Below are 20,415 nucleotides of genomic sequence, written 5' to 3'. Positions count from 1 at the left end.
TACGGGGGCCGTCACGACGGGGGCGGTTTCGACATTGCGACTGCGTGAAGGACTGGTGGATCGGTGAGCGTTGTCATCGTCAAGCGCCCGCCGCGGGTTTACCCGCCGGAGGTGCCGAGTGAGGAGGTCAAGCTCGAGTCCCCTCCCGAACTCCCTCGTACCGAGGACGACAGCCTGCTGATGAACCTGCTGCCCATGCTGGGCATGGGGTCGTCGGCGGCGTTCTTCTTCATGCCCGGTGCCCAGGGCTTCATGAAGATCATGGGCATGATGATGATGGCGTCCACGGTCGCCATGCTGGTCGCCCAGATAGTGCGGGCGCGCAAGGGACCGTCCGGTCAGATGGCCGAGGCCCGCCGCGACTACCTCAAGTACCTGGCGCAGAAGCGCCGTGAGGTGCGGCGCACGGTGCACAAGCAGCGGGACGCGCAGTACTACCTGCACCCGGCGCCCGAGCAGCTGTGGGCGCTGGTCGCCGAGGGCTCGCGGCTGTGGGAACGCCGTTCCACGGACCCGGACTTCGCGCAGGTGCGCATCGGCCTCGGCCCGCAGCAGCTGGCGACGCCGCTGGTCGCCCCCGACACCGCGCCGGTGGACGAGCTGGAGCCGCTGACCGCCCACGCGATGCAGCAGTTCATCGCGAGCTACGGCACGCTGGGCGACCTCCCGCTGGCGATCGGGCTGCGCTCCTTCTACCACGTGACGATCTCCGGCGACGCCGAGACGGTCTACGGCCAGACCCGGTCCGTGGTCGGCCAGTTGGCCTCGCTGCACTCGCCCGAGGACGTGGTGATCGCGGTCGTGGCCTCGCCGGGCGCGGCGGTGGACTGGGAGTGGACCAAGTGGCTGCCGCACATGCAGCACAAGGAGTCCGACGGTGCCGGCAGCCGCCGTCTGCTCTGCTACGACCTCGGCGAGCTGGAGGAGATGATCGCCCACCAGCTGGAGGGCCGCCCCCGCTGGAGCCGGGACGGTTCGCCGGTCCTCGACCAGCCGCACGTGGTCGTCGTCCTCGACGGCGGCGGGGTGCCCGCGGACTCGGTGCTCGCCTCGGCGGAGGGCCTGCAGGGCGTGACCATCCTCGAGGTGGTGCCCGGTGAACTAGACGAGGCGCGCGGCTCGTTGTCGGTGCGGGTGTGGCCCGAGGCCATGGAGCTGGAGGCGGGCACGGGTGTCTTCACCGGTGTCCCCGACGTGCTGTCGCAGGCGCAGGCCGAGTCGCTGGGCCGGCAGCTCGCGCCGCTGCGTCTGGGTGCCGCCGACGCGGACGAACCGCTGCTGGCGAACCTGGACTTCACCGACCTCATGCAGATCGGTGACGCGGCGAGCGTGGACGTCTCGCGCACCTGGCGGCCGCGCACACTGCACGAGCGGCTGCGGGTGCCGATCGGTCTCGGCGAGAGCGGCGATCCGGTCATGCTGGACCTCAAGGAGGCCTCGCAGGAGGGCATGGGCCCGCACGGTCTGTGCGTCGGCGCCACCGGTTCCGGAAAGTCGGAGCTGCTGCGCACCCTGGTCCTCGGCCTCGCGGTGACCCACTCCTCCGAGACGCTCAACTTCGTCCTCGCGGACTTCAAGGGTGGTGCCACCTTCACCGGCATGGGTTCCATGCCGCACGTCTCCGCCGTCATCACCAACCTGGCCGACGAACTCACCCTCGTCGACCGCATGCGCGACTCCATCACCGGTGAGCTGACCCGCCGCCAGGAGCTGCTGCGGACGGCCGGCAACTACGCCAACATCACCGACTACGAGAAGGCGCGCGCCGCCGGCGCCGCCCTCGACCCGCTGCCCTCGCTCGTCCTGATCATCGACGAGTTCAGCGAACTCCTGGCCGCCAAGCCGGACTTCATCGAGATGTTCATCCAGATCGGCCGGATCGGCCGTTCGCTGGGTGTGCACATGCTGCTCGCCTCGCAGCGCCTGGAGGAGGGCAAGCTGCGCGGCCTCGACACCTTCCTGTCGTACCGCATCGGTCTGCGCACCTTCTCGGCGGCCGAGTCCCGTACGGCGATCGGTGTGCCCGACGCCTACCACCTGCCGAACGTTCCCGGCGCGGGCATCCTGAAGTACGACACCGAGACGATGGTGCAGTTCAAGGCCGCGTACGTGTCGGGCACCTACCGGCCGAACGGGCCGATGGCGCAGGGCGGCGGGCGGATCGACCGCTCCCCCGTGCTGTTCACCGCGGCGCCGGTGCCGGTGCGCATCCTCACCGAGCCGGAGCCGGAGACCCGCAGCACCCAGATCGACGACGCGCTCGCCGACACCGTCCTCGACGTCATCGTCAGCCGCCTGGACGGTCAGGGTCCGCCCGCCCATCAGGTGTGGCTGCCGCCGCTGGACGAGCCGTTCAGCCTCGACCAGGTGCTGCCGGCCCTCAACATCAGCCCGGAGCGCGGTCTGCACGCCGAGGGCTACCACCTCCAGAGCAAGCTGACCGTGCCGGTCGGCCTGGTCGACAAGCCCTTCGAGCAGCGCCGTGACGTGATGTACGCGGACCTGTCGGGCAGCGCCGGTCACGCGCTGATCGTGGGCGGTCCGCAGTCCGGCAAGTCGACGCTCGTGCGCACCGTGATCACGTCGTTCGCGCTCACTCACACACCGGCCGAAGTGCAGTTCTACGCCCTCGACTTCGGCGGCGGCGGCATGCTCGCGCTGGAGAACCTGGCCCACATGGGCGGCGCGGCCTCCCGTCTGGACCAGGAGAAGGTGCGTCGTACGGTCGCGGAGGTGCACGGCATCCTGGGCGCCCGTGAGGAGTTCTTCCGCTCCAAGAGCATCGACTCCATGAACACCTTCCGCTCCCGCCGGGCGCAGGGGCACTACCCCGACCAGCAGTGGGGTGATGTCTTCCTGATCATCGACGGCTGGGCGACGTTCAAGAACGACTACGAGATGCTCGACCCGGTCATCGCGGACATCGCGACCCGTGGTCTCGGTTTCGGCATCCACCTGATCATCACCGCGACCCGGTACACCGAGATGCGGCCCGCGCTGCGCGACCAGATCCTCAGCCGGCTCGAACTGCGGCTCGGTGACGCGATGGAGTCGGAGTTCGACCGCAAGCGGGCCGAGAACGTGCCGATGGGCAAGCCCGGCCGCGGTCTGTCCCCGGACAAGCTGGACTACCTCGCCGCCACGCCCCGGATCGACGGGTCGACGCAGGTGGAGGACCTCGCCGACGGCATGGCGAACCTCGTGCAGAGCGTCAACAGCGCCTGGCAGGGCCCTACGGCCCCCAAGGTGCGGATGCTGCCGACGATGCTGCCCGCGTCCGAGCTGCCCGGCGGCGGCGACTTCGGCAGCCGCGGTATCGCGGTCGGTGTCGACGAGCTCACCCTCTCGCCGGTCTTCGTGGACTTCGAGACCGACCCGCTGTTCGTCATCTACGGCGAGAGCGAGTCCGGCAAGTCCTCGCTGCTGCGGTTCATGGCCAAGCAGATCTCGGAGCGGTACCAGCCCAACAAGGCGCTGTTCGTGGTCTCGGACTTCCGGCGCGCGCTGCTCGGCCAGATGCCCGAGAGCCACATGTACAAGTACTGCGCCTCGGGTCCGCAGCTCCAGGAGGTCATGGAGTCGCTGGCCGGCTCGATGAGCCGCCGGATGCCGGGCCCGGACGTGACGCCGGACCAGCTGCGCAACCGCTCCTGGTACAACGAGCCGGACGCGTTCATCTTCATCGACGACTACGACCTCGTCGCCTCGTCGATGGGCAACCCGATGTCGGTGCTCCTGGAGTATCTGCCGTTCGCGCGTGACCTGGGTCTGCGCATCATCCTGGCCCGCACCACCTCCGGTGCCTCGCGTTCCTCCTTCGAGCCGGTCCTCACCCGGATCAAGGAACTCGGCGCGCAGGGCATCGTGCTGTCCGGCGACCCGTCGGAGGGCCCGGTGTTCAACAACATCAAGGCCGCCCCGATGCCTCAGGGCCGTGGCCAGTTCATCTCACGCCGGTCGAGCGGGCAGCTCGTCCAGACGGGATACCTGCCGGAGAGCTGAGCCTGGTCGGTGGAGGGGCGGGCCGTGTCCGGGTCCGCCCCTCTTCAGTTCTGTGAGGGAACGCGCTTGCAGCTCGCCCGTCGCGAGATCCCGTGGACCCCGCCGAAGCCGACGGCGGCGACCGCGCGCAGGCCGACTCCCGGCAGACGACGACGGCCGTAGACGCTCGCGAGAACTTCCGTGACATCCACCGCGCCATGACGGAGATGGTGAGCTTCGACAACCCGCTCCCCGAGGAGTTCAAGGCCCGGATTCCCGAGTCCGAGGTCGAGGCGTCCGTGCGCGCGGTCTTCGGCTGATCCCGATGGAGTCAAACGCAGTGGACGTTCCCCTCACGAAGACGGCCTACGAGGACCAGGCGACTCGGCGGGCCTGGCGCCGCACGGCCGCGTTCCGGCTCAGTGGCTTCGTGCTCTCGCTCGGGTCCTTCGTGGCCTGGCTGTACGCGGTGCTCCTGACGCCTGTGTGGACTCTCTGGGTCCTCTTCCCGGCCCTGTTCGTGCTGATCTACCTGGCCATGCTGAACACGGCGAGAGTCCTGGGCATCCGGTCACTGCGCCGGGTCCTGCGGGTCTACCCCTGGCAGTCGGTGCCCGGGGCCGCCTCGATCGCGAAGAACGGCACCACCCGTTTCTCCTTCACGGACCCCGAACTCCCGGACAGGACCGTCTCCCTCGGCTACGGCAGCTTCCTGGGCAGCGGTTACACCTTCTGGGTCCGGAAGGTCAGGTCGGGCGAGGTCGGCGAGGTCTGGTTCGCGGGCGACCCGCGTTTCCTGGGCGTGGTCGCCGTACCAGGACCGCGACGGCTGTTCGGGGTCGCTCAGCGGACGGCCGTGGACGACCGGATGTCGGCCCGCAGACGCGGTGTCAGCGCCGAGGCGCGGGAGCGGGCCAAGGCGGCGGGAGCCCGGGTCGGTTGAGGGACTGAGCGGTTGCGCATACGGCGGTGGCGGCGCCCGGGGAGGGTGCCGCCACCGCCGTATGCGTGCTGCCTGTCAGAGCCGTGTGTCCAGGAGCTTGCGCAGTGGTGGGGAGAGTTCGTGCACGGGCGCACCGGCTGCCTGGGCACTGGTCAGATCGTCGAGGTAGAGGCGGGCCTGGCGGGACAGTTCCCTCTGGCGTCTGCCGAGGCGGTGGCCGGCCACCCACGTCCAGATGCCGAGGCCGATGAGCAGTACGGCCGCGTACGCCGCGGGCAGGTCCTTGACCACGGCGTAACCCACGCCGACGGCTCCGGCGACGACGAGGATCCAGCCCGCCTCGTCGTGCCAGCCTCCGTGGTCGGCGATCCGCTCGTACTCCTCGACCTCGGCCGGCTTGGGCGGCGGGGCCACCGGGGTGGCTCGTACGCCGGTGGCCGGCGCCCCGGCCGGCGCGGCGTACGACGGCAGCGGGGCCACGTCGAGTTGACCGCCGCCGCGGCCCGTCAGCCACGCGGGCACGTAGGTCACGGGCGCGCCGTGCGCCAGCCCCGCCGCCAGGACATGCCGGTACCCCTCCAGGAAGGGGTGGCGGAGTTTGCGCCTGCCCTGGAGATTGACCACAACGAACGCGGCCAGCGCCAGGACCAGTACGGCGGCCGGGGGTGCCACGGCGACGACCATGTCGTCCGGCTTGCGGGAGGCGACCCACACCAGCCAGACGATGCCGACGGCGGTCGCCAGGGAGCCGGCCCAGACAAGCCCTCCGCGCGCGACCCGGCGCAGGGAGGCCTCGTGTTCGGCGAGGGTCCGTCCGACCGTCTCGTCGTCGAAGTAGTCGTAGCCGTACGTGCTGCCGAAGTCCCGTACGGCGGCGGCGAGTCGGGGGTCCGCCGACAGCGTGCGGGCGCCGATCGGCAGAAGGTGGTCGGGGTTCTCGTTCATGCTGGAACCGCCTCCGCTATCCGAACACGGAGTCGCCCGGCCCGCGCACCGTGCGGGTGCACGGGGCGACGACCTCGACGACGAGCCGCTGCCGACCATGGATCAGTGTGACGTTGACACGGTGGCCCGAGCCGCTGTCCGCGGCCAGGGACACGCTCTCCCCCGGTGTCCCCGCCAGCTTGAGCCAGCCCTGATCCTGGAAGACCGCGTCCAACCGGCCCACTGCGACGATGAGTTGCTCGTCCGGGACGCCGTCGATCTGCCAGCGATGGCGGGCCGTGCACACCGTTGTCAGGCCCTTGGACCAGCAGTCGGCGCAGGTCACCGAGGTCACCGCGTTGCCCTCGTCCATCCTGCCGCGCACGCCGAGGCCGTCCAGGACCCGGCTGGAGAAGGAGTAGAGCTCCTGGACCATGGCCGGTTCGGGTGTCACGTCCGGGACCGGCTGGGCCTGGGAGAGCGCGGCCTCCATCTCGGCCTGCTCCTCCGTCGCCCAGTCCAGGGTCCGGACGATCGTCGCGAAGAGTTCCGAGTAGAAGTCCCAGTCCTCCATGCAGGGCGTGGAGAGCTCGAACGCCAGCAGGTCCGCGTTGTTGGGCAGCGGGATGTAGACCTGTATCTGTCCGCGCGGCACTTCCAGGGGCTCGCCGGTGGGAGAGGCCTCGGCGGCCAGGGTGAAGGGGGCCTGGCCGATCCGTACGACGGCTCGGGCGTCACCCTTGCCGGAGGGCAGGGTGCTGATCCGGACATCGTCGTCGGGGTAGGCGCGCTGGAGCCCGCTGAGGGCTTCCGAGAGCACGTCCTCGGCAGTGATGTCGTGCAGCGGCATGCGGTAGACGGCGACGGTGGCCGTGCTGGGGCGCCCGTCGAAGTCCAGGTTGCAGAAGCCCGCGTACACCGCTCCGGCGTTCCGCAGGTCGTCGAGGAGGCCGGCGTAGGTGACGAACATACGGAACCGGTCCTGGTCCGTGCCGCCCGGCAGGACCTTCTGGACCGTCGCGTAGAGCTGCTCGCCCGCCTCGTCGACGTCGTCCGTCCCGAGGGGGAGTTCGTGGAAGAACGGTGGGACCACCCATCCCACGTGGAGCCCTGGCTTCTCCGCCTCCGTGGCCGGGGCGGCGGTGGTGAGTTCGGTCATGACGCTCAGGCCGCCAGGGTCTGGTGGAACTTGTCACCCGAAGCGGGCCACGGCATCGTCGTGACCTCGGGGGTGGGCCGGGGCTGACCGGTGGCCGGGGCCGGCTGGGTCGAGACCGCCGGCTGGCTGCTGCCGCCGTCGTCCCCGCCGAAGAGCAGGTGGCCGAGGCCGAAGCCGGTGGAGAAGCCCTTGACGCCGCCGGTGATGAGCGATGGGTCGACGGCCTTGCCGAACTTGCCGAGTCCCCAGTTGATGACCTTCGTGCTCATGGGGTTCTTGATCTGGTTCATCATCGTCCTGGCGCCGGAGGCGATCGCCCCGGCTTCCCGCGCTCCGGTGAAGAGCGCCTTGCCTCCGGAGAACAGCGCCTTGCCCGCGCCACCGACACCGGGGATCACACCGAGCGCGTCAAGACCGACCTTCCACATCGGGGCGCCGCCCATCCAGTGACCCGCCATCGCCGCGCCGGCGAACGCCACCGAACCCGCACCGAGGATGGCCGAGGCGACCTGACCGCCGACCGGGATGACATTGACGACGATGGCGGCCGCGGCGAGCGCGGCGGAGATCGTCGAGAACAGGTCCGCATTGTCGATCAGGAAGTTCTTGAACCCGTCCCAGGCACCCTTCAGGCCACCCGTGATCTTGTCCCAGATGCTGATGTCCGGTGGCCGGTTCTTGGCGGCCTCGCGGATGGCCTTCTCGGCCTTCGCGGCCTGCTCTTCCCAGTACTTGCGCAGCGCCTCGGCGTTCTGGATGAGGAGCTTGAGGTCGGTCGCGGCGTCCTGGGCCGCGCGCGTGGCGGAGTCGGCCTCCTCCGAGAGGGCCTTGGCCTGCTGCTCGGTGAGCTGCTGGAACTGCGCGCCCTCGATCTTGACGTTGACCCGTTCGACGTCGTCGTTCTTCTGGTCGAGCCGCTTGCGGGCCTCGACCGCGCGCTCCTCCAGGTTCTTGGCCTGGCGCTGCATGGTCTCCAGCTCGTCGTGCCAGCCCTTGAGCGCCCTGGAGCAGGCGTTCATCGACTCGTGGCCCTGCTGAAGGTACTTGGGCAGTTCGCCGACCTTGTCCTGGAACTTCTTGGCGGCCTCGCCGTCCCAGATCCCGTCCGTCTTGCCGATGCCGACGAGCATCTCGCGCATCTCGTCGAGCTCGTCGCCGACCGTCTTGACGTCGTACGCCAGCGACTCGATCGTGTGCAGGTCGCCCTTGGCCGGGTTGAACGTCAGCCCGGGCCAGCCGGCATCGTCGAACATCCCCATCGTCTTCTCCCCGTTGTGTGCGTATGCGTGTGCGTGTACGAGTTGTCGGAGCGGTGGTACGGCCTACTTCTGACTGAAGCCCTTCTGCAAATCCTGGTCGGTGGTCTGGTACGACTCGAGCGTCTTCTGCAGGCCCTCGTGGAGCTGCTTGGCGCCGTCGGCGATCCGCTTGATGCCGTCGCCCCAGTCGTCCTGGAAGCCGTCGCAGGCGTTGTCGAGACCGTCCGTGCCCAGACCCTTGGGACCGACCTTGTTCAGCCGCTCCTGGGCGCCGCGCATGCGGTCGTCCACCTGGTCCAACCTGTTGATCAGGGTCTTCATACGATCGACATCGATCTGGAAGTCCGCCATCGCCGTGTGCCTCCCCGTAGCGTGATCGGTGATCGCCGGTCAGACTATCGGAGCAGCAACTTCAGGCCTACGTGGCGGCGTTCACTGTCGCCAACTTGTGGCATGCGCATGCTATGCGCGGTCCCACACGTGCAGGACGGCCTGCGCGTATGCCAGCCGGTGGTCCAGCCGGGGTGAGGCGAGACGGTACTTACGGCCCGTCTGGTACTCGATGACGGTTTCCGGCCCACCCGAGTGACGCCACCGGGTCCACGTAGGGGGCTCCATCTCCCAGGTGGCCTCCTTCTTCGCCTCGCCCTTCTCACCGAGGAGCAGCCAGATCGCGCCCTGCGCGGCCATGACCGCCCAACACACGAAGTACAGCGGGGAGATCAGCACGAACACCGCCCACGCCTTGCGGGTGCCGACCTTGCCGACCAGCGGTTCGCCACCCTGAGCGGGTTGCACACTCCAGTGCACCCGCCGCGGCCACGGCAGGGCCCGTCCGCCGCGCCGGGTGATCCTGCCGATCGGGGCGCCGTCACCGCCGTAGACCTCGTACACGCCGGTGCCGACGGAGCGCACCGAGCTGAGCGGCTCGCCGTCGGGGCCGCTCACGGTGAACGGCGGCCGGGCACTGCGTCCGCCCTTCGGGGCGTCCTGGGGGACGTGGACGTACGCGAGCGGTTCGCCGTTCGTGCCGGGGCCGGCCTGCCGGATGGTGACGGTCTGCTCCCCCGGCTTGACCTGGGCGTACTTGTGCAGCCTCTTGTTGGGGACCTCGATGACGGTCTCCGCCGGGGTGTGCGCCTGCCCGTACGGGTTCGGGGTCTGCGGTGGGTGCTGCGGCTGCCCCTGCGGTTGAGCCTGCGAGGCCCATTCCTGGCTGCTGTGATTCATGGCCGTCCAACTGTCGATGCCGTTGACGATGACGATCGACAGACTCTCAAAACTCGGTCGGCGATGTCGCGGGGCGGTCGGCGCCAACCGGCCCGGGGACGACTCGTCCACAGAACGTCCACGAGATGTCCCCGCTGCCTTTCAGACTCCGGCCGGACGTCTGGATCGGGGCGGGGCGCCGGGGTGTTGGGAACGTCCGGTACGCGGCCCGCCGGCGCGGCTCGGTACAGGAGGGCCGGTCGAAGCCCCATCGAGTGGGAAGGTCACCGCGGCCGTGAGGCAAACCGGTCGGCCTACTCGGGGACGTTGAAGCGGGACTGCCACAGATCCCGAAGCAACGCGATCTCCGCCATGTGGTGGATGAGTTCCAGGTTGGACCCCCACAGCACGGCGATGTACGGGTCGTCGGGGGCGGAGCCGTAGGGGTACTGCGAGAAACCGACCGTGTCGAGCTGTTCCTCCGTCACCTTGCCGACCTCCTCGCGCCAGCGGTCGAGCAGTGACCAGAACCGGTCGAGGGCAAGAGCGGCCGAGGGCGTGAAGTCGACCAACTGCTTGGGATCCGTACGGCGTTCACCGAAGGTCCACTCCCACTCGCCCGCGAAACAGGAGTGCAGGTGGCCGAGTCGCCACGCGATGGTCGTGACCGGCGTGACGTCCGGTTCCACCGGGCCGGTGTGGGCGAGGACCTCCTCGACCCGTTCGACGCTCACGCTCCAGTCCTCGGCGATCTTGGCGACGCTCATGCCGTCGGCGGCCTGCCGGGCGACCTCGGCGTACTCCCCCGCCGGAATGTCCGGGGCACCCTGGTCGAGCAGCCACTCGCCGGGGCCGTACGCCCTCGGGGTCACCGCCTCGCCGCGGCGCCGGATCGACCAGCAGCCGGGCACCGGCTCCCACAGGAACTCCTCGTCGCCGAGCCCCTCCAGCCGTACCTGCGCCCGCTCCCTGACGCAGTCGAACTGATCCAGCAGTACACCCAGACGGTCGGTGCGTATGCGGTCGTTCTCCATGCCCGGCTCCCCCTGTGGTCGCGCGGCTCTCCACGCTCACGCGGAGGCTAACGGCTCGCCCGCGCGGGCGCGACGGGATTTCCGCGCCCCGGAGACCACCCGTCGGGCAGCAAGGTCTGCGCCAACTGGGCTCCAGATCAAGTCATGTGACCCAGGGTCAACTTGTTCCATGATTCGTTCAAAGTTAAGTTCTTCGAAGTAACTTTCGAACGGGGGTCCCTGTGGGTGTTGTCCTGCCGAGCGAGCTGGATGCGGCCCTGGACCTGATAGGCATCAGCTGGCCCAATGTCGACGAGGACGACTACCGCGACATGGCCCAGGCCATGCGGGAGTTCGCCGACGACATCGACGACGGAGCCGCCGACGCCCATGCGGCGATCATGGATCTGATCGGGACCAACGAGGGCCTGGCAGTACAGGCGCTCGAGATGCACTGGAGCAAGGTCAAGGGCACGCACCTGACCAACCTCGCCGAGGCGGGCCGGATGGCGGCCACCGCGCTGGACGGGGTGGCCGTACTGATCGAGGGCGCCAAGCTGGCGGCCATCGTGCAACTGGGCATCCTGGCGGCCGAGATCGCGGCGGCGATCGCCGCGGCCCCCCTCACCCTGGGCCTGTCGACGCTCGGCGGGATCGCGGGGACCCAGGTCACCCGGGTCGCGGTCAAGCGCATCTTCGAAGAGGTCTGCGAAGAGGTCGTCTCGCGGGTGATGGACGTCGCGATGGGCCCGGTCTACCAGGCGCTCGGCAACATGGCCGGAGACCTGGTGGTCCAGATCGGCGGCAACGCGCTCGGCACCCAGCACGGTGTCGACCTCGGTCAGACCGCGAGGTCGGGCCAGGAGGGCTTCGGCGAGGGCGTCGACGCCGCGAAGTCGGGCGGCATGCAGCTGGCGAGCGCGGGCGGTAGCTCCGGCGGGTCGATGCAGCTGGCCGGCGCGGACGGCGGAGGCGGCTCCGGCAGTTCGGGCGGCGGCGGTGGCGGCGGCCAGTTCAGCATGGACCTGGAGTCCTACGACCGGGCCGGCACGCAGCTCAAGGGCGCGGGCGGCAAGATCCGCGACGGGGCGGGCGGCAAGCTGTCGCGCGCCAAGTCCACGCACGGCCGCACCAAGGGCAAGGACGCGATCGCCGACGCGGCCAACGCCATGCTGGACCAGGTCATCGACGGCATCGAGAAGGGCGTCAAGCGGTCCGCCTCGCACCTCGACGAGAACATGACCGGCGGCCTGAAGCAGATGGCCAAGCGTCACCGGGACAACGACGACGAGACCGCCCTGTCCCTCAAGCAGCTCCAGAAGGGCAATGACGGCAAGACGCCCATGTACCTCATGGGGGACGACGGAACGCTCAAGCGGCTGAGGACGGACGGCGGGACCGACAGGCTGAACCAGGAGGACCGGGACCGCATCGGCCTGAGTCTCGACGGCGACAATGCCGGACGACCGCTGCCGGGCGAGGCGAACCTCAAACTCCATGGCAAGGAGAGGCCGCGTCCTCTCAGCAATTCGACACAGGTGGAACTCGGAAGCACGCCGCTGTCCCAGGCCGTCCAGCTGGCCCGCCACTCGGACAAGAGCTACGGCAATCACAAGCAGGTGAACGGGCAGGACAAGTTCGAGAGCAACAACTACGCCGCGGCGCGCCTCAACAGCAACAAGCAGGACGACGGCGACTTCGTCCTGGTCGCGCGCAGTTCGGGATTCCGTCACTCCGAGCGCATGATCGGCTTCCCGGTCCTCCGGGACGGGGCGGGCGGCCGTATGACCGAGCTGTACACGGAACGAGCCCCCTGTTCGTCCGCACCGAACTGCAGCGCGTGGATGAGGGAAAGACTTTCACACGTCGATGTCACCCACAGCATCGATTACGGAAACACAAAGGAATCCCGAGCGCAGGGAAACGCGGAAATGATGAATTACCTGGATCGCCTCAAGGTGAACCGGGGCAAATAGCGTGCGTGCTAGCATCGGGCACTCCTCTCATTCGCAAGGCAGGCAGGTCACTGGATGACACCCCCCATCGACCGGGCAACCCTGGAGTCCGAGTTCGGCCCGGAAGAGCTCACCACGTATTCCGCCGTGGTGGTGGCGGACATCCAGCACGAACCGACCGCGCGCTTCCTTCGTGACGTCGGTGTTCCGGCCCGCCCCAATCCCTGGTTCGACCTGGTGGACGGGACTCCGGAGCAGGTGAGGGCGCTCGGCGACTGCTACGCCGACCTGCGCGAGCGGTGGACCGACCTGCCCGAGGGCGCCGAGGGCTGGCTCCTCCTCGGTATGGTCCCGTACGACGACATCGCTCTCGACGGGGTTACCGGGACCGTGTACTGCCTCCCCGGTGACGAGTCCGAGATCTATCCGCTGAACAAGGACATAAATTCCTTCGCCCATTTCCTGTACCTGCTGGAGAAAGAGCGTCCCCATTACGACTTCGAGTCGGAACAGGAGTCGCTCGATCCGGAGGGAGCGGCGCGACGGCTCACCGGACAGATGAGGGAAATCGATCCGGCCGCGCTGGAAGTGGGTCATTCCCGGTGGCACGACATCCTCGAATATGTCGCCGAACCCGAGGCGAGGTAGGGCGATGAACGACAGCGATATTCGGCGGTTCGGGACCGGTGCGGTCACCGACCCGGCCGGCGCCCCCGAGAGCGTCCGGCGGCTCGCGCACCTCGCCCTCCCCCTGGCGGTCGGACCGTACTTCGCGACGGCCGAGTCCGACCCCCTACTGCTGGAGGAGTTCGCGCAGTCCGTCCGCCGTACGGTCGTGCTGGACGAGTGCCGGCAGTGGGCGCGGCTCGGCTCCGACCGCGGGTTCGAGATCTGCGCCGATCACGAAGGGGTCGTACGGGCCGTACTCCTCGACTGGACCGAGGAGTCGAGGTTCGTGAACGCCACTCCGGAGGCGTTCGCCCAGTCGCTCGCCGCGCTCGACCAGGCCCTCGCCGCGATCCTCGGTACCGACGAGCCGCAGCAGGCGTCCGCCGCGTACGCGGAGCTGGAGCAGCGGCTGCGGACCCTCGATCCCCGGGCGTTCGAGGGGCGGGAGCACTGGTGGCCCCTCGTCCTGGACGACATCCGGGACACCGCGAGCGCGGAGTGGTTCACCGCCTTCGAGATCGTGAACGACCAGGGCGAGAAGCAGATCGTCACGCAGGCCGGCGACATCGGCGTCCACCCGGAGGAGCGGTTGTGGGCCCGGCTGCGGGCCGCGGGCGTCGAGCCGGAGCAAGTGCTGCGTGTGCATACCGAGTTGGAGGCCTGCTTCCTGCCGGGCCATTACTGCGCGCTGTGGCTCGGACAGGTCTTCCCCGAGGCGCAGCTGACGCACAACTTCCCCTACGGGGAGACGGCGGAGTCCCGCGCGGAGGGCATCCGGCAGCTGCGCGAGGCAGCCGCCCAGGGCGCCCAGTAGCCACAGCAGAGCGAAGCGAGGTTCCTGGTAGAGGGGATTCAGCACGTCATGACCGTTGGTGCCGTCACTGCGGACATCGCCTCCTGGCCACCGATCGACGAGGCCGGCCGACCCTTCGGGCAGCGACTGCTCGCCTGGGCGGCCGACGGCAGCGGGGCCCGGCCCCGGCTGTGCCTGGTGCGCGGCGCCGGCGGCAGCGGCAAGAGCCGTCTGCTCGCCTGGTTCCTGGCCGGGACGGTCGAGCGGCCGGGGATCACGGTCCATGCCACGGTCCCCTCCGAGGGGCTGACCGCCGAGACCTTCGCCTGGGAACTGGGGCGCCAGCTCGGTTACGGCCCCCAGTCCCCGGCCCGCCTGCTGGACCAAGTGGCCCTGGACGAGCGTCCGTTGCTGCTCCTCGTACCCGACCTGCACCGGGCCGGGGCGGGCCCCGCGGATCTGCCGGCGGCGGCACCGCAGACCCTGGTCGCCGAGGTGCTGGAGCCGCTGCTGTCCCTGCCCCATGTGCGCGCGGCGGTCGAGGTGGGCGACCGCGAGTTGCTGCCGGCGGACGGCGCGGAGGTCATCGACCTGGGCGGCGGGACTCCGTATTCGGACCTCCAGGGCGCCGGAACCCCGTACCCGGAGCTCCTCGCGGCGGTCCCGCACACCTCCGGCGGCCGCCCGGACTGGTCCCGTGCGCCCGACCCGGTCCGCCGCCACATCCTCGACGCGGCACTGCGCGCCGGGGACCAAGGGGCCGCCGTGCGCGACCTGTTGACCGACCCCGGCTTCCTGGTCCACGGCTCGGCCGCCGCGCTCACCGCCCTCCTCGCCGACGAGCGCATCCCCGTACCCGGGCGGCTGCGCGAGGTGTGGAAGCGTGCGGCACCCGAACTGACGGCGTATCACACCGACAGTGCCGAACGGGCCGCACTGCTGCACACCGCCGCCGTGGACACGGACCCGGCCCTGGCCGCGTACCTTCAGCCCCTCGCCGAGCGCCACTGGTGGACCACGGCGTGGGCCCGGCCCGGCCTCGCGGTGAGCGCGCTCGCCCTGGTGCCGGGTGAGGAGCGACGGGTGCTGGCGACCGATGCCACGGGGCGGTCGCGGACGTACGAGGTGGACAGCGGTGCACCGGCCGGGGCGGTCGCTGGGGCGGTCCGTGGGGCAGACCATGGGGCAGACCGTGAGGCGGTGCGTGGGGATGCCGGTTTCCCGCCGTCCTTCGTACGGCCGGACTCCGTCGCCCCGCGCGACGCCCGTTCGGTGCTGCTGCTCGACCGGTCCGGCGCGCTGCTGCCGCTCGTACCCGAGGACGACCCGACCGCGGCGTTCGTGCTCGGGCACATCGCCGAGCACCATGGCGCGGCCGCCCTCGCCGGCGAGGAGTCCCAGGTCAGCGCGCTGGGCAACGGTGGCCCGCAGGGGCCGTACGCCGTCGTCGGCGACCAGGGCGGCAGGGTCCACGTGTGGTCCCTGCACGAGTATCAGGACACCCCGCGCACCTGCCAGGTGCACGAGCATCCGGTCACCGCCACCACCTGCGTCGACACCGCCGACGGGCTGACCCTCACCTTCAGTGCCGCGTCGGACGGCTCGGTGCGACTGTGGGAGGCGTCCTCCGAGCCGATGCCCGTCCCGGTGCAGCAGCGCCGGTATCGGGTCACCGCCCTCGGCGCGGCCGACACCCCGGCCGGTCCGGTGCTCGCCGTGGCCTGGAGCGACGGTGAACTGCACCTGTGGCACGTGCTCTCCGGGACCGTGCGCGTCCTGCCCCTGCTGCGGCCATGCACCGCCCTCTCGCTCACACCCGGGGGACGGCTCCTTGTCGGTGACCCCGAGGGTCTGTACGCCGTACAGCTGCGGCCGGACGCGCTTCGGGAGTCGTGAGACGGCGCCTATCCGGCTCCGCCGGGTCGAAGTCCTCGGTGGACGGGGGCGGTGGCCAGGGCGGGAGCGGGCTGAAGTAGGCCGTCATTCACGTGGTCGTCCTGGCGATGCACGCCGTTCTCGGCATCGGCGGACTCGCCGCCTACCAGGCCTTCGGTGGTGGCACGCTGCCCACCGCGGCGGGCGATGCGTGGGGAGAGCAGTTGCTGAGCCCCGACGACATCCAGGAGCTGCTGGACGGCCCCGACAGCGTGCGCTTCGGATTTCCTCTTCAGCGCTCGGCGGCCGGGGTGCCGTTCATCCGGCCATGGTGTGTCAGGGCCATTCCTCTGGTGGCCGGGGAGAGGCCTGCTCACCGACGTCTCTCACCCCGCCGCCGCGTCGCCATCACCGTTGTCAATCCTCGCCACGGCCTGCACGGTGAGACCGGCAAGGGGCGCCAAGACGCCCGCCACCGCCGTCCACACCCGCCAAGCGCCACTGTCCGGGACGAGCAGCAGCGCGGTGAGGCACCCCAGGGCCACCGCGAACCCCACGACCACCGGCGCGGACGCGGTCACGAGCCAACCGGCGCCGAGGTCCAGGGTCCGGACCCGCCGCTCGGGGTCCGGTCGGGCGGGTTCCATGACACCCGCCTCCTCGACCTGCTCAGCCACCTGGACCGGGACGGCACCCGGCAACTGCCAGCCGTCGTCACCGACGAGCTCGGCCAACACGTCTTTGCCACGGCGCTGTTGGGGATGCCAGAGCAGCCAGCCTTGTACGCCGGTCAGGGCGGCCCCGGCGTCTTCGCCGGCCATCTGGGAGTGGAAGGGAACCTGCCGCCCACGGCCCTCCAGCACCAAACAGCGCAGTCTGCGGGTGTTCTCCCGACGCTTCTTCTCGTCGGCTGCCTCCGGACTGCCGGGCGGCGGCGCGTCGATGTGCTCCCCGGTTCCGGTGACGGAGACGCGCAGCGCCTTCCAGTCGGGGCCGACGGTGCGCCTGGGGCGACGCATGCTCTCGTTCTTCCACCAGTAGCCGAGCGGACCGAGGGTCGCCAGCGCCCAAAACCCACCGATCGTCCATGAATCACCGAACTGTACGGCCCGTCCGGCGAGTTGACGTTCCACGTCTTCCCGCTGGTCGTCGCCGATGGCGCCCAGGTCGGGGCGGTGGGGGACGTAGGCCACGTAGAGCTTGCTGCCGACTTCCCGACGGAAGTTCGTGGTCGCCTCGAAGCTCACAGGCGCACCCTCACCGGTCGGCGAAGGAAGCAGAACGGTGAAGTCCGCTGTGGCATCGGCAGTGCTGTGACGACTGTCGGCAACCTCGTTCTCGATCTTCACGATGGGACGCTGCTCGATCACCGCACCGGCCTCGGCCAGTACGGCACTCGTGCCGGTTCCGCGCGCATCCACGACGGCGAGCGTCACCCAAAGAGCAAACATCGCGGGCACCGCGACCATCACACCGGCCAAGCGGGCCGACAGCCGGCGCGTGCCACCCAGCCGCAACGGCACGGTGCCTTGCCCGCAGCCAGGGGTGGTCGAAACGATCCGCACACCCCACAGGTAGGTCTCGCGGCGGGACGGGCCGCCCCCACGCATCACCGCCACGCCCAGGATCACCACACATGCGGCCAACAGCACCAACGAACACCACGAGACAACTGCCCGCGTCGGCGTGGCTCCCAAAAAGAGCCACGCGACAGTCAACGCCCCGAGGGCGAGTGGAGCGGCTGCGGCAACGAACGTCCCGCAGCGGAGGAATGGACGAAGACCGATGACGTCGGCTGCATCGTTCGCGTCCTTGTCCATGGTCCATTCACTGCTCACCCGAACGCTCCATACCTCTTGGGGTCGGGCCGTCTCCGCAGGGCGCCGGCGTCGTCTTCCGCATCCCTTCTTGCGTCAGCGACCGCGCCGGGCCTGTCCTTGCCTTGCTCAGCATTGGGATTGCCGTTGACGAGACCGTCGACGTCCTTGGACATGTTGCCTCCTGCGCCCAGTCCGAAGCTGATGGGAGCATTGGTGGCCACATCCCCCACGAGTTGGTGCGCCGCGGAGAGAGTCCGTCCATCCGTGGCTCGGTGGACAGCAACGCTCCCGGAGCCTCCGGTCAGCCCCCCAGCCACGGCTCCGAGGGCCATCTGAGAGGCATCGAACCGATCCCGACTGTGCAGGTTGTTCAGGGCGTCACCGACGACCGACGAGGCGGCCCCTACCGCTGCACCGTCGGCGGCGCTCGCCCACACTCCTCCACCTAGCCTCTGTGTCAACAGACCAGCCCCGTACTTCCCGCCCACCGCTCCGACCACTCCATTGACCGCGTTGTTGGCGAGCTCGGCATCCTTGCCCATGGCCAGGTTGGTCGCGATTCCCGTGCCCGTCCCCACCCCCCACTGCACGCCCAACTCGACAGCCAGCCGCAACGGCCCGATGTCCCTCACCAACCCCCGGACGTACCGGAACAAACGTGCGGCAGCGCCGAGCAGCCGCCCCAGCTTCGACGCGGCATTCGCCGCCTGCGCCGCCAGCCGCATGGCATTCGCAGCTCCCGCCGCCGCCGAGAAGCCGACCGTCACAAAGGACAGCGCGACGGACGCCGCGATCGAGACACCGATCTCGAGGTAGATCTGATGAATCTCGTCATTGATCTCCTCGATGTTGTCGGCAGCCTCCTCAAGTCCCTTCGCCGCCTGCTCGAAAAGCGGGGCGGTCTCCTCGACCGCTCTCCCGACCTTCTCCCAGTACTCTCGGAACGCCTCGGCGGATTCCCCCCGCCAATGCTCACCGAGAACGCCCCGGACCCTCCTGTCGAGTCCGCCGTACGCCTCCTCCAGCTCCTCCCTCATCGTGCGCCACCCCTTGGCCGCCGCACGCAGCACATCGGGACGGCCGCCGGGATTGACCACCTCGATCCCGGCTTCGTAGATCTTCTCGGCGACGCTCTCCTCACTCACGGCTTCCCACCCTTGAACAGCCCGGCAAGAGCCTCGTCCGCCGCTTCGGAATTCTTCGCGTTGTCCTTGAGAGCCTGGTTCAGCTCCTCAAAGCTGCGAGCCAGATTCCCCAACGATTCGACCATCCCGGCGGCCAACTCCACGTAGGCCGACGTGACCTCTTCGGACTCCGTCAGAAACCCGAAACCGTCGTGGATCTGCTCAGCCCCCGTCGTACCCTGAAATGCCCTGACCGCACTCGCCAGGTCATACGCCCGCGTATCGAACGCCCGCGCCAGTTTCGCCAGTTCCTGCGGATCTAAGTAGAAGTCACCAGACATGCGCCGCTCCGTGCACTCATCCCTCAACGACCTTGGACTTGCACTTCCGCAACCGCACGCCGACCGAAGAGTCACGTACCAGCACACGATGGAGGGACGGAGTCAACTCCGTGTCAGACGGCCCCCGTTTCGATGTCACCGCCTACAACGGCGACCATCAGGCGTCCGCGATCCTGCGCTGGGAGGGCGAGAACCACGACTTCACGATGACGCCGTCGGCCCCTGGGGCCAGGTGAGCGAGCACATCGAACCCGACCGGTGGTAAGCCCCCGCAGCGCCTGTGATTCAACGTCCGTCACTCAAGAGGGCCGCTCCGCTGGTGCGGCGCACCCATGGCGGGCCGCCGACTGCTCCGCGAAGTGCTCCAGATCCGCGCGCTCCTCTTTCGTGAGCGCGTCCGAGGTGAACTTCCGGTCGCTGCCCTCGACCGGCGAAGCGCGGTAGTAACCGATGCCCAGGGCGCCTTGGCAGGTGGCTGACGTCCAGGCCGTGTATTCGTCGGTTCCCGAAGGAGTGTCGTGACCGCCGTACTTACCGTTGACCACAGCCTTGGAAGCATCGCTGAAGGGACCGTATGCGGCGGCAAGTTGCAGACCGCCGACGAGTAGACACTCTTCGGCCGGTGACGTTCCAGCGGCGGTTTCCCGCACCTTCGTCACGGACGTCATCCCCTTGCAGATCCCCGTGGCATCGCTCGCCCGCACGGTCGTGGCTTCGGCAGCAGGAGGGGTGAGCTTGCCCGAGTCTCCCGGTTCCGTCACACAACCGGTTTTCTCTGCGGCACGCTGGGCTGCCCCGGTCACCGTACGGGCGAGGTCGAGCCGGACGGCCTTTGTGGGCTCGCTGCTGTAGGGCGACTCGCCCACCACAAGGATTCCGCTGCCCTCCTCCGGCGTCCAGTTCCTACAGCTGAGAAGTACCGACGCCGTGGCCTCGTCCTCGTCGGTGACCATGAATCCTTGCCAACCCGCTTCCAAAGGTACGGGAAAGGAGTCCTGGTCACGCTGGAAGGAATAGAACCCGTATGCGTTGTGAGCACCGGACGCGGTCTCGATCGATATGACGACGCCGTCGACATCGCACGTCGTCGCCAGGCCGGGTGGCTCCGTCACATCGCTGGAGACGTCGAACTGCCTACTGGAGACGTGGAATCCCAAGCCGAGCAGGGAGAGTTTCGACTTCCCCGCGAGGCTCAGCACCGGGTCGACCGGAAGCATCCCACTGCACACCCGCGCGGTCTTGGCGGCCGGGTACTGGAGTTGGAATCCGTAGTACCCGGCCCCCAGGACGGCCAGCGTCAGCGCGGAACTGATCAACCGACGCTTCATGTCTCCCCGGAACAGTGCCGAT

General features: G+C 69.2%; 18 protein-coding genes. 8 read left to right on the top strand and 10 right to left on the bottom strand.

The features are described 5' to 3' along the window. Window positions 1-63 precede the first annotated feature (63 nt). The 3 genes from eccCa (at window position 64) to ACIRP7_RS26705 (ending at window position 4,924) form a co-directional block, all read left to right on the top strand. Window positions 64-4,002 carry a type VII secretion protein EccCa gene (gene eccCa / locus ACIRP7_RS26715; protein ID WP_403664386.1) on the top strand — a complete coding sequence of 1,313 codons (3,939 nt, stop codon included), beginning with the start codon at window positions 64-66 and terminating at the stop codon, window positions 4,000-4,002. Between the two features lie 92 nt (window positions 4,003-4,094). Then, complete coding sequence (locus tag ACIRP7_RS26710) at window positions 4,095-4,301, top strand: hypothetical protein (RefSeq protein WP_403664383.1); 207 nt, start codon at window positions 4,095-4,097, stop codon at window positions 4,299-4,301. A 20-nt stretch (window positions 4,302-4,321) separates the two neighbouring features. After that, entirely contained in the window at window positions 4,322-4,924 is a 603-nt protein-coding gene (locus ACIRP7_RS26705; protein WP_403664380.1) for a hypothetical protein, read from the top strand. 75 nt (window positions 4,925-4,999) lie between these two features. Here ACIRP7_RS26705 and ACIRP7_RS26700 read toward each other — a convergent pair whose 3' ends face one another. The 6 genes from ACIRP7_RS26700 to ACIRP7_RS26675 all read right to left on the bottom strand — a co-directional run bounded on the left by ACIRP7_RS26700 (window position 5,000) and on the right by ACIRP7_RS26675 (window position 10,509). Further along, entirely contained in the window at window positions 5,000-5,869 is an 870-nt protein-coding gene (locus tag ACIRP7_RS26700) for a hypothetical protein (protein WP_403664377.1), read from the bottom strand. 16 nt (window positions 5,870-5,885) lie between these two features. After that, window positions 5,886-7,007, bottom strand: coding sequence for a hypothetical protein (locus tag ACIRP7_RS26695; protein WP_403664374.1), 1,122 nt, complete (start codon window positions 7,005-7,007; stop codon window positions 5,886-5,888). 5 nt (window positions 7,008-7,012) lie between these two features. Then, window positions 7,013-8,266, bottom strand: coding sequence for a putative T7SS-secreted protein (locus tag ACIRP7_RS26690; RefSeq protein ID WP_403664371.1), 1,254 nt, complete (start codon window positions 8,264-8,266; stop codon window positions 7,013-7,015). Window positions 8,267-8,329: 63 nt separating this feature from the next. Further along, complete coding sequence (locus ACIRP7_RS26685) at window positions 8,330-8,617, bottom strand: hypothetical protein (protein ID WP_403664368.1); 288 nt, start codon at window positions 8,615-8,617, stop codon at window positions 8,330-8,332. 111 nt (window positions 8,618-8,728) lie between these two features. Continuing rightward, complete coding sequence (locus ACIRP7_RS26680) at window positions 8,729-9,496, bottom strand: hypothetical protein (RefSeq protein WP_403664365.1); 768 nt, start codon at window positions 9,494-9,496, stop codon at window positions 8,729-8,731. A 293-nt stretch (window positions 9,497-9,789) separates the two neighbouring features. Then, a complete protein-coding gene (locus tag ACIRP7_RS26675; protein WP_403664362.1) occupies window positions 9,790-10,509 on the bottom strand; it encodes a DinB family protein in 720 nt (239 codons plus the stop codon). Window positions 10,510-10,730: 221 nt separating this feature from the next. Between ACIRP7_RS26675 and ACIRP7_RS26670 the strand changes: the two genes are divergently transcribed. From ACIRP7_RS26670 to ACIRP7_RS26655, 4 genes are read left to right on the top strand one after another with little or no spacing between them, the layout of a single operon-like run. Beyond that, window positions 10,731-12,464, top strand: a complete 1,734-nt coding sequence (locus tag ACIRP7_RS26670; RefSeq protein WP_403664359.1) for a nucleic acid/nucleotide deaminase domain-containing protein — start codon at window positions 10,731-10,733, stop codon at window positions 12,462-12,464. A 54-nt stretch (window positions 12,465-12,518) separates the two neighbouring features. After that, complete coding sequence (locus ACIRP7_RS26665; RefSeq protein ID WP_403664357.1) at window positions 12,519-13,091, top strand: SUKH-4 family immunity protein; 573 nt, start codon at window positions 12,519-12,521, stop codon at window positions 13,089-13,091. 4 nt (window positions 13,092-13,095) lie between these two features. Beyond that, window positions 13,096-13,926, top strand: coding sequence for a nucleic acid/nucleotide deaminase domain-containing protein (locus ACIRP7_RS26660; protein ID WP_403664354.1), 831 nt, complete (start codon window positions 13,096-13,098; stop codon window positions 13,924-13,926). A gap of 48 nt (window positions 13,927-13,974) precedes the next feature. Continuing rightward, on the top strand, window positions 13,975-15,801 hold the full coding sequence (locus tag ACIRP7_RS26655; RefSeq protein ID WP_403664351.1) for a hypothetical protein: 1,827 nt from the start codon (window positions 13,975-13,977) through the stop codon (window positions 15,799-15,801). A 365-nt stretch (window positions 15,802-16,166) separates the two neighbouring features. Here the strand turns inward: ACIRP7_RS26655 and ACIRP7_RS26650 are convergent, their stop codons facing one another. From ACIRP7_RS26650 to ACIRP7_RS26640, 3 genes are read right to left on the bottom strand one after another with little or no spacing between them, the layout of a single operon-like run. Further along, on the bottom strand, window positions 16,167-17,600 hold the full coding sequence (locus tag ACIRP7_RS26650; RefSeq protein WP_403664348.1) for a hypothetical protein: 1,434 nt from the start codon (window positions 17,598-17,600) through the stop codon (window positions 16,167-16,169). A gap of 14 nt (window positions 17,601-17,614) precedes the next feature. After that, the gene (locus tag ACIRP7_RS26645) at window positions 17,615-18,745 is read right to left on the bottom strand and encodes a WXG100 family type VII secretion target (protein ID WP_403664345.1); all 1,131 of its coding nucleotides are present in this window, start codon (window positions 18,743-18,745) and stop codon (window positions 17,615-17,617) included. Continuing rightward, entirely contained in the window at window positions 18,742-19,065 is a 324-nt protein-coding gene (locus ACIRP7_RS26640) for a hypothetical protein (protein ID WP_403664342.1), read from the bottom strand. The genes ACIRP7_RS26645 and ACIRP7_RS26640 overlap by 4 nt, the downstream gene beginning before the upstream one ends. Before the next feature lie 110 nt (window positions 19,066-19,175). Here ACIRP7_RS26640 and ACIRP7_RS26635 point away from each other — a divergent pair, with 110 nt between their 5' ends. Next, window positions 19,176-19,301 (top strand): hypothetical protein, encoded by a 126-nt coding sequence (locus ACIRP7_RS26635; protein ID WP_403664339.1) that lies wholly within the window; start codon window positions 19,176-19,178, stop codon window positions 19,299-19,301. A gap of 63 nt (window positions 19,302-19,364) precedes the next feature. Here the strand turns inward: ACIRP7_RS26635 and ACIRP7_RS26630 are convergent, their stop codons facing one another. After that, complete coding sequence (locus tag ACIRP7_RS26630; protein ID WP_403664336.1) at window positions 19,365-20,393, bottom strand: hypothetical protein; 1,029 nt, start codon at window positions 20,391-20,393, stop codon at window positions 19,365-19,367. Window positions 20,394-20,415: the final 22 nt, after the last annotated feature.

It is taken from the genome of Streptomyces sp. NPDC102270 (genome assembly GCF_044766405.1).
Lineage (GTDB): Bacteria > Actinomycetota > Actinomycetes > Streptomycetales > Streptomycetaceae > Streptomyces.
This window is presented reverse-complemented; position numbering and strand designations above follow the sequence as displayed.

Coding starts and splice junctions, on each gene's coding strand:
- ACIRP7_RS26695 (WP_403664374.1), bottom strand. CDS start 7,007: ATGACCGAACTCACCACCGCCGCCCCGGCCACGGAGGCGGAGAAGCCA.
- ACIRP7_RS26690 (WP_403664371.1), bottom strand. CDS start 8,266: ATGGGGATGTTCGACGATGCCGGCTGGCCCGGGCTGACGTTCAACCCG.
- ACIRP7_RS26665 (WP_403664357.1), top strand. CDS start 12,519: ATGACACCCCCCATCGACCGGGCAACCCTGGAGTCCGAGTTCGGCCCG.
- ACIRP7_RS26640 (WP_403664342.1), bottom strand. CDS start 19,065: ATGTCTGGTGACTTCTACTTAGATCCGCAGGAACTGGCGAAACTGGCG.
- ACIRP7_RS26685 (WP_403664368.1), bottom strand. CDS start 8,617: ATGGCGGACTTCCAGATCGATGTCGATCGTATGAAGACCCTGATCAAC.
- ACIRP7_RS26660 (WP_403664354.1), top strand. CDS start 13,096: ATGAACGACAGCGATATTCGGCGGTTCGGGACCGGTGCGGTCACCGAC.
- ACIRP7_RS26675 (WP_403664362.1), bottom strand. CDS start 10,509: ATGGAGAACGACCGCATACGCACCGACCGTCTGGGTGTACTGCTGGAT.
- ACIRP7_RS26700 (WP_403664377.1), bottom strand. CDS start 5,869: ATGAACGAGAACCCCGACCACCTTCTGCCGATCGGCGCCCGCACGCTG.
- ACIRP7_RS26630 (WP_403664336.1), bottom strand. CDS start 20,393: ATGAAGCGTCGGTTGATCAGTTCCGCGCTGACGCTGGCCGTCCTGGGG.
- ACIRP7_RS26650 (WP_403664348.1), bottom strand. CDS start 17,600: ATGGACAAGGACGCGAACGATGCAGCCGACGTCATCGGTCTTCGTCCA.
- ACIRP7_RS26680 (WP_403664365.1), bottom strand. CDS start 9,496: ATGAATCACAGCAGCCAGGAATGGGCCTCGCAGGCTCAACCGCAGGGG.
- ACIRP7_RS26655 (WP_403664351.1), top strand. CDS start 13,975: ATGACCGTTGGTGCCGTCACTGCGGACATCGCCTCCTGGCCACCGATC.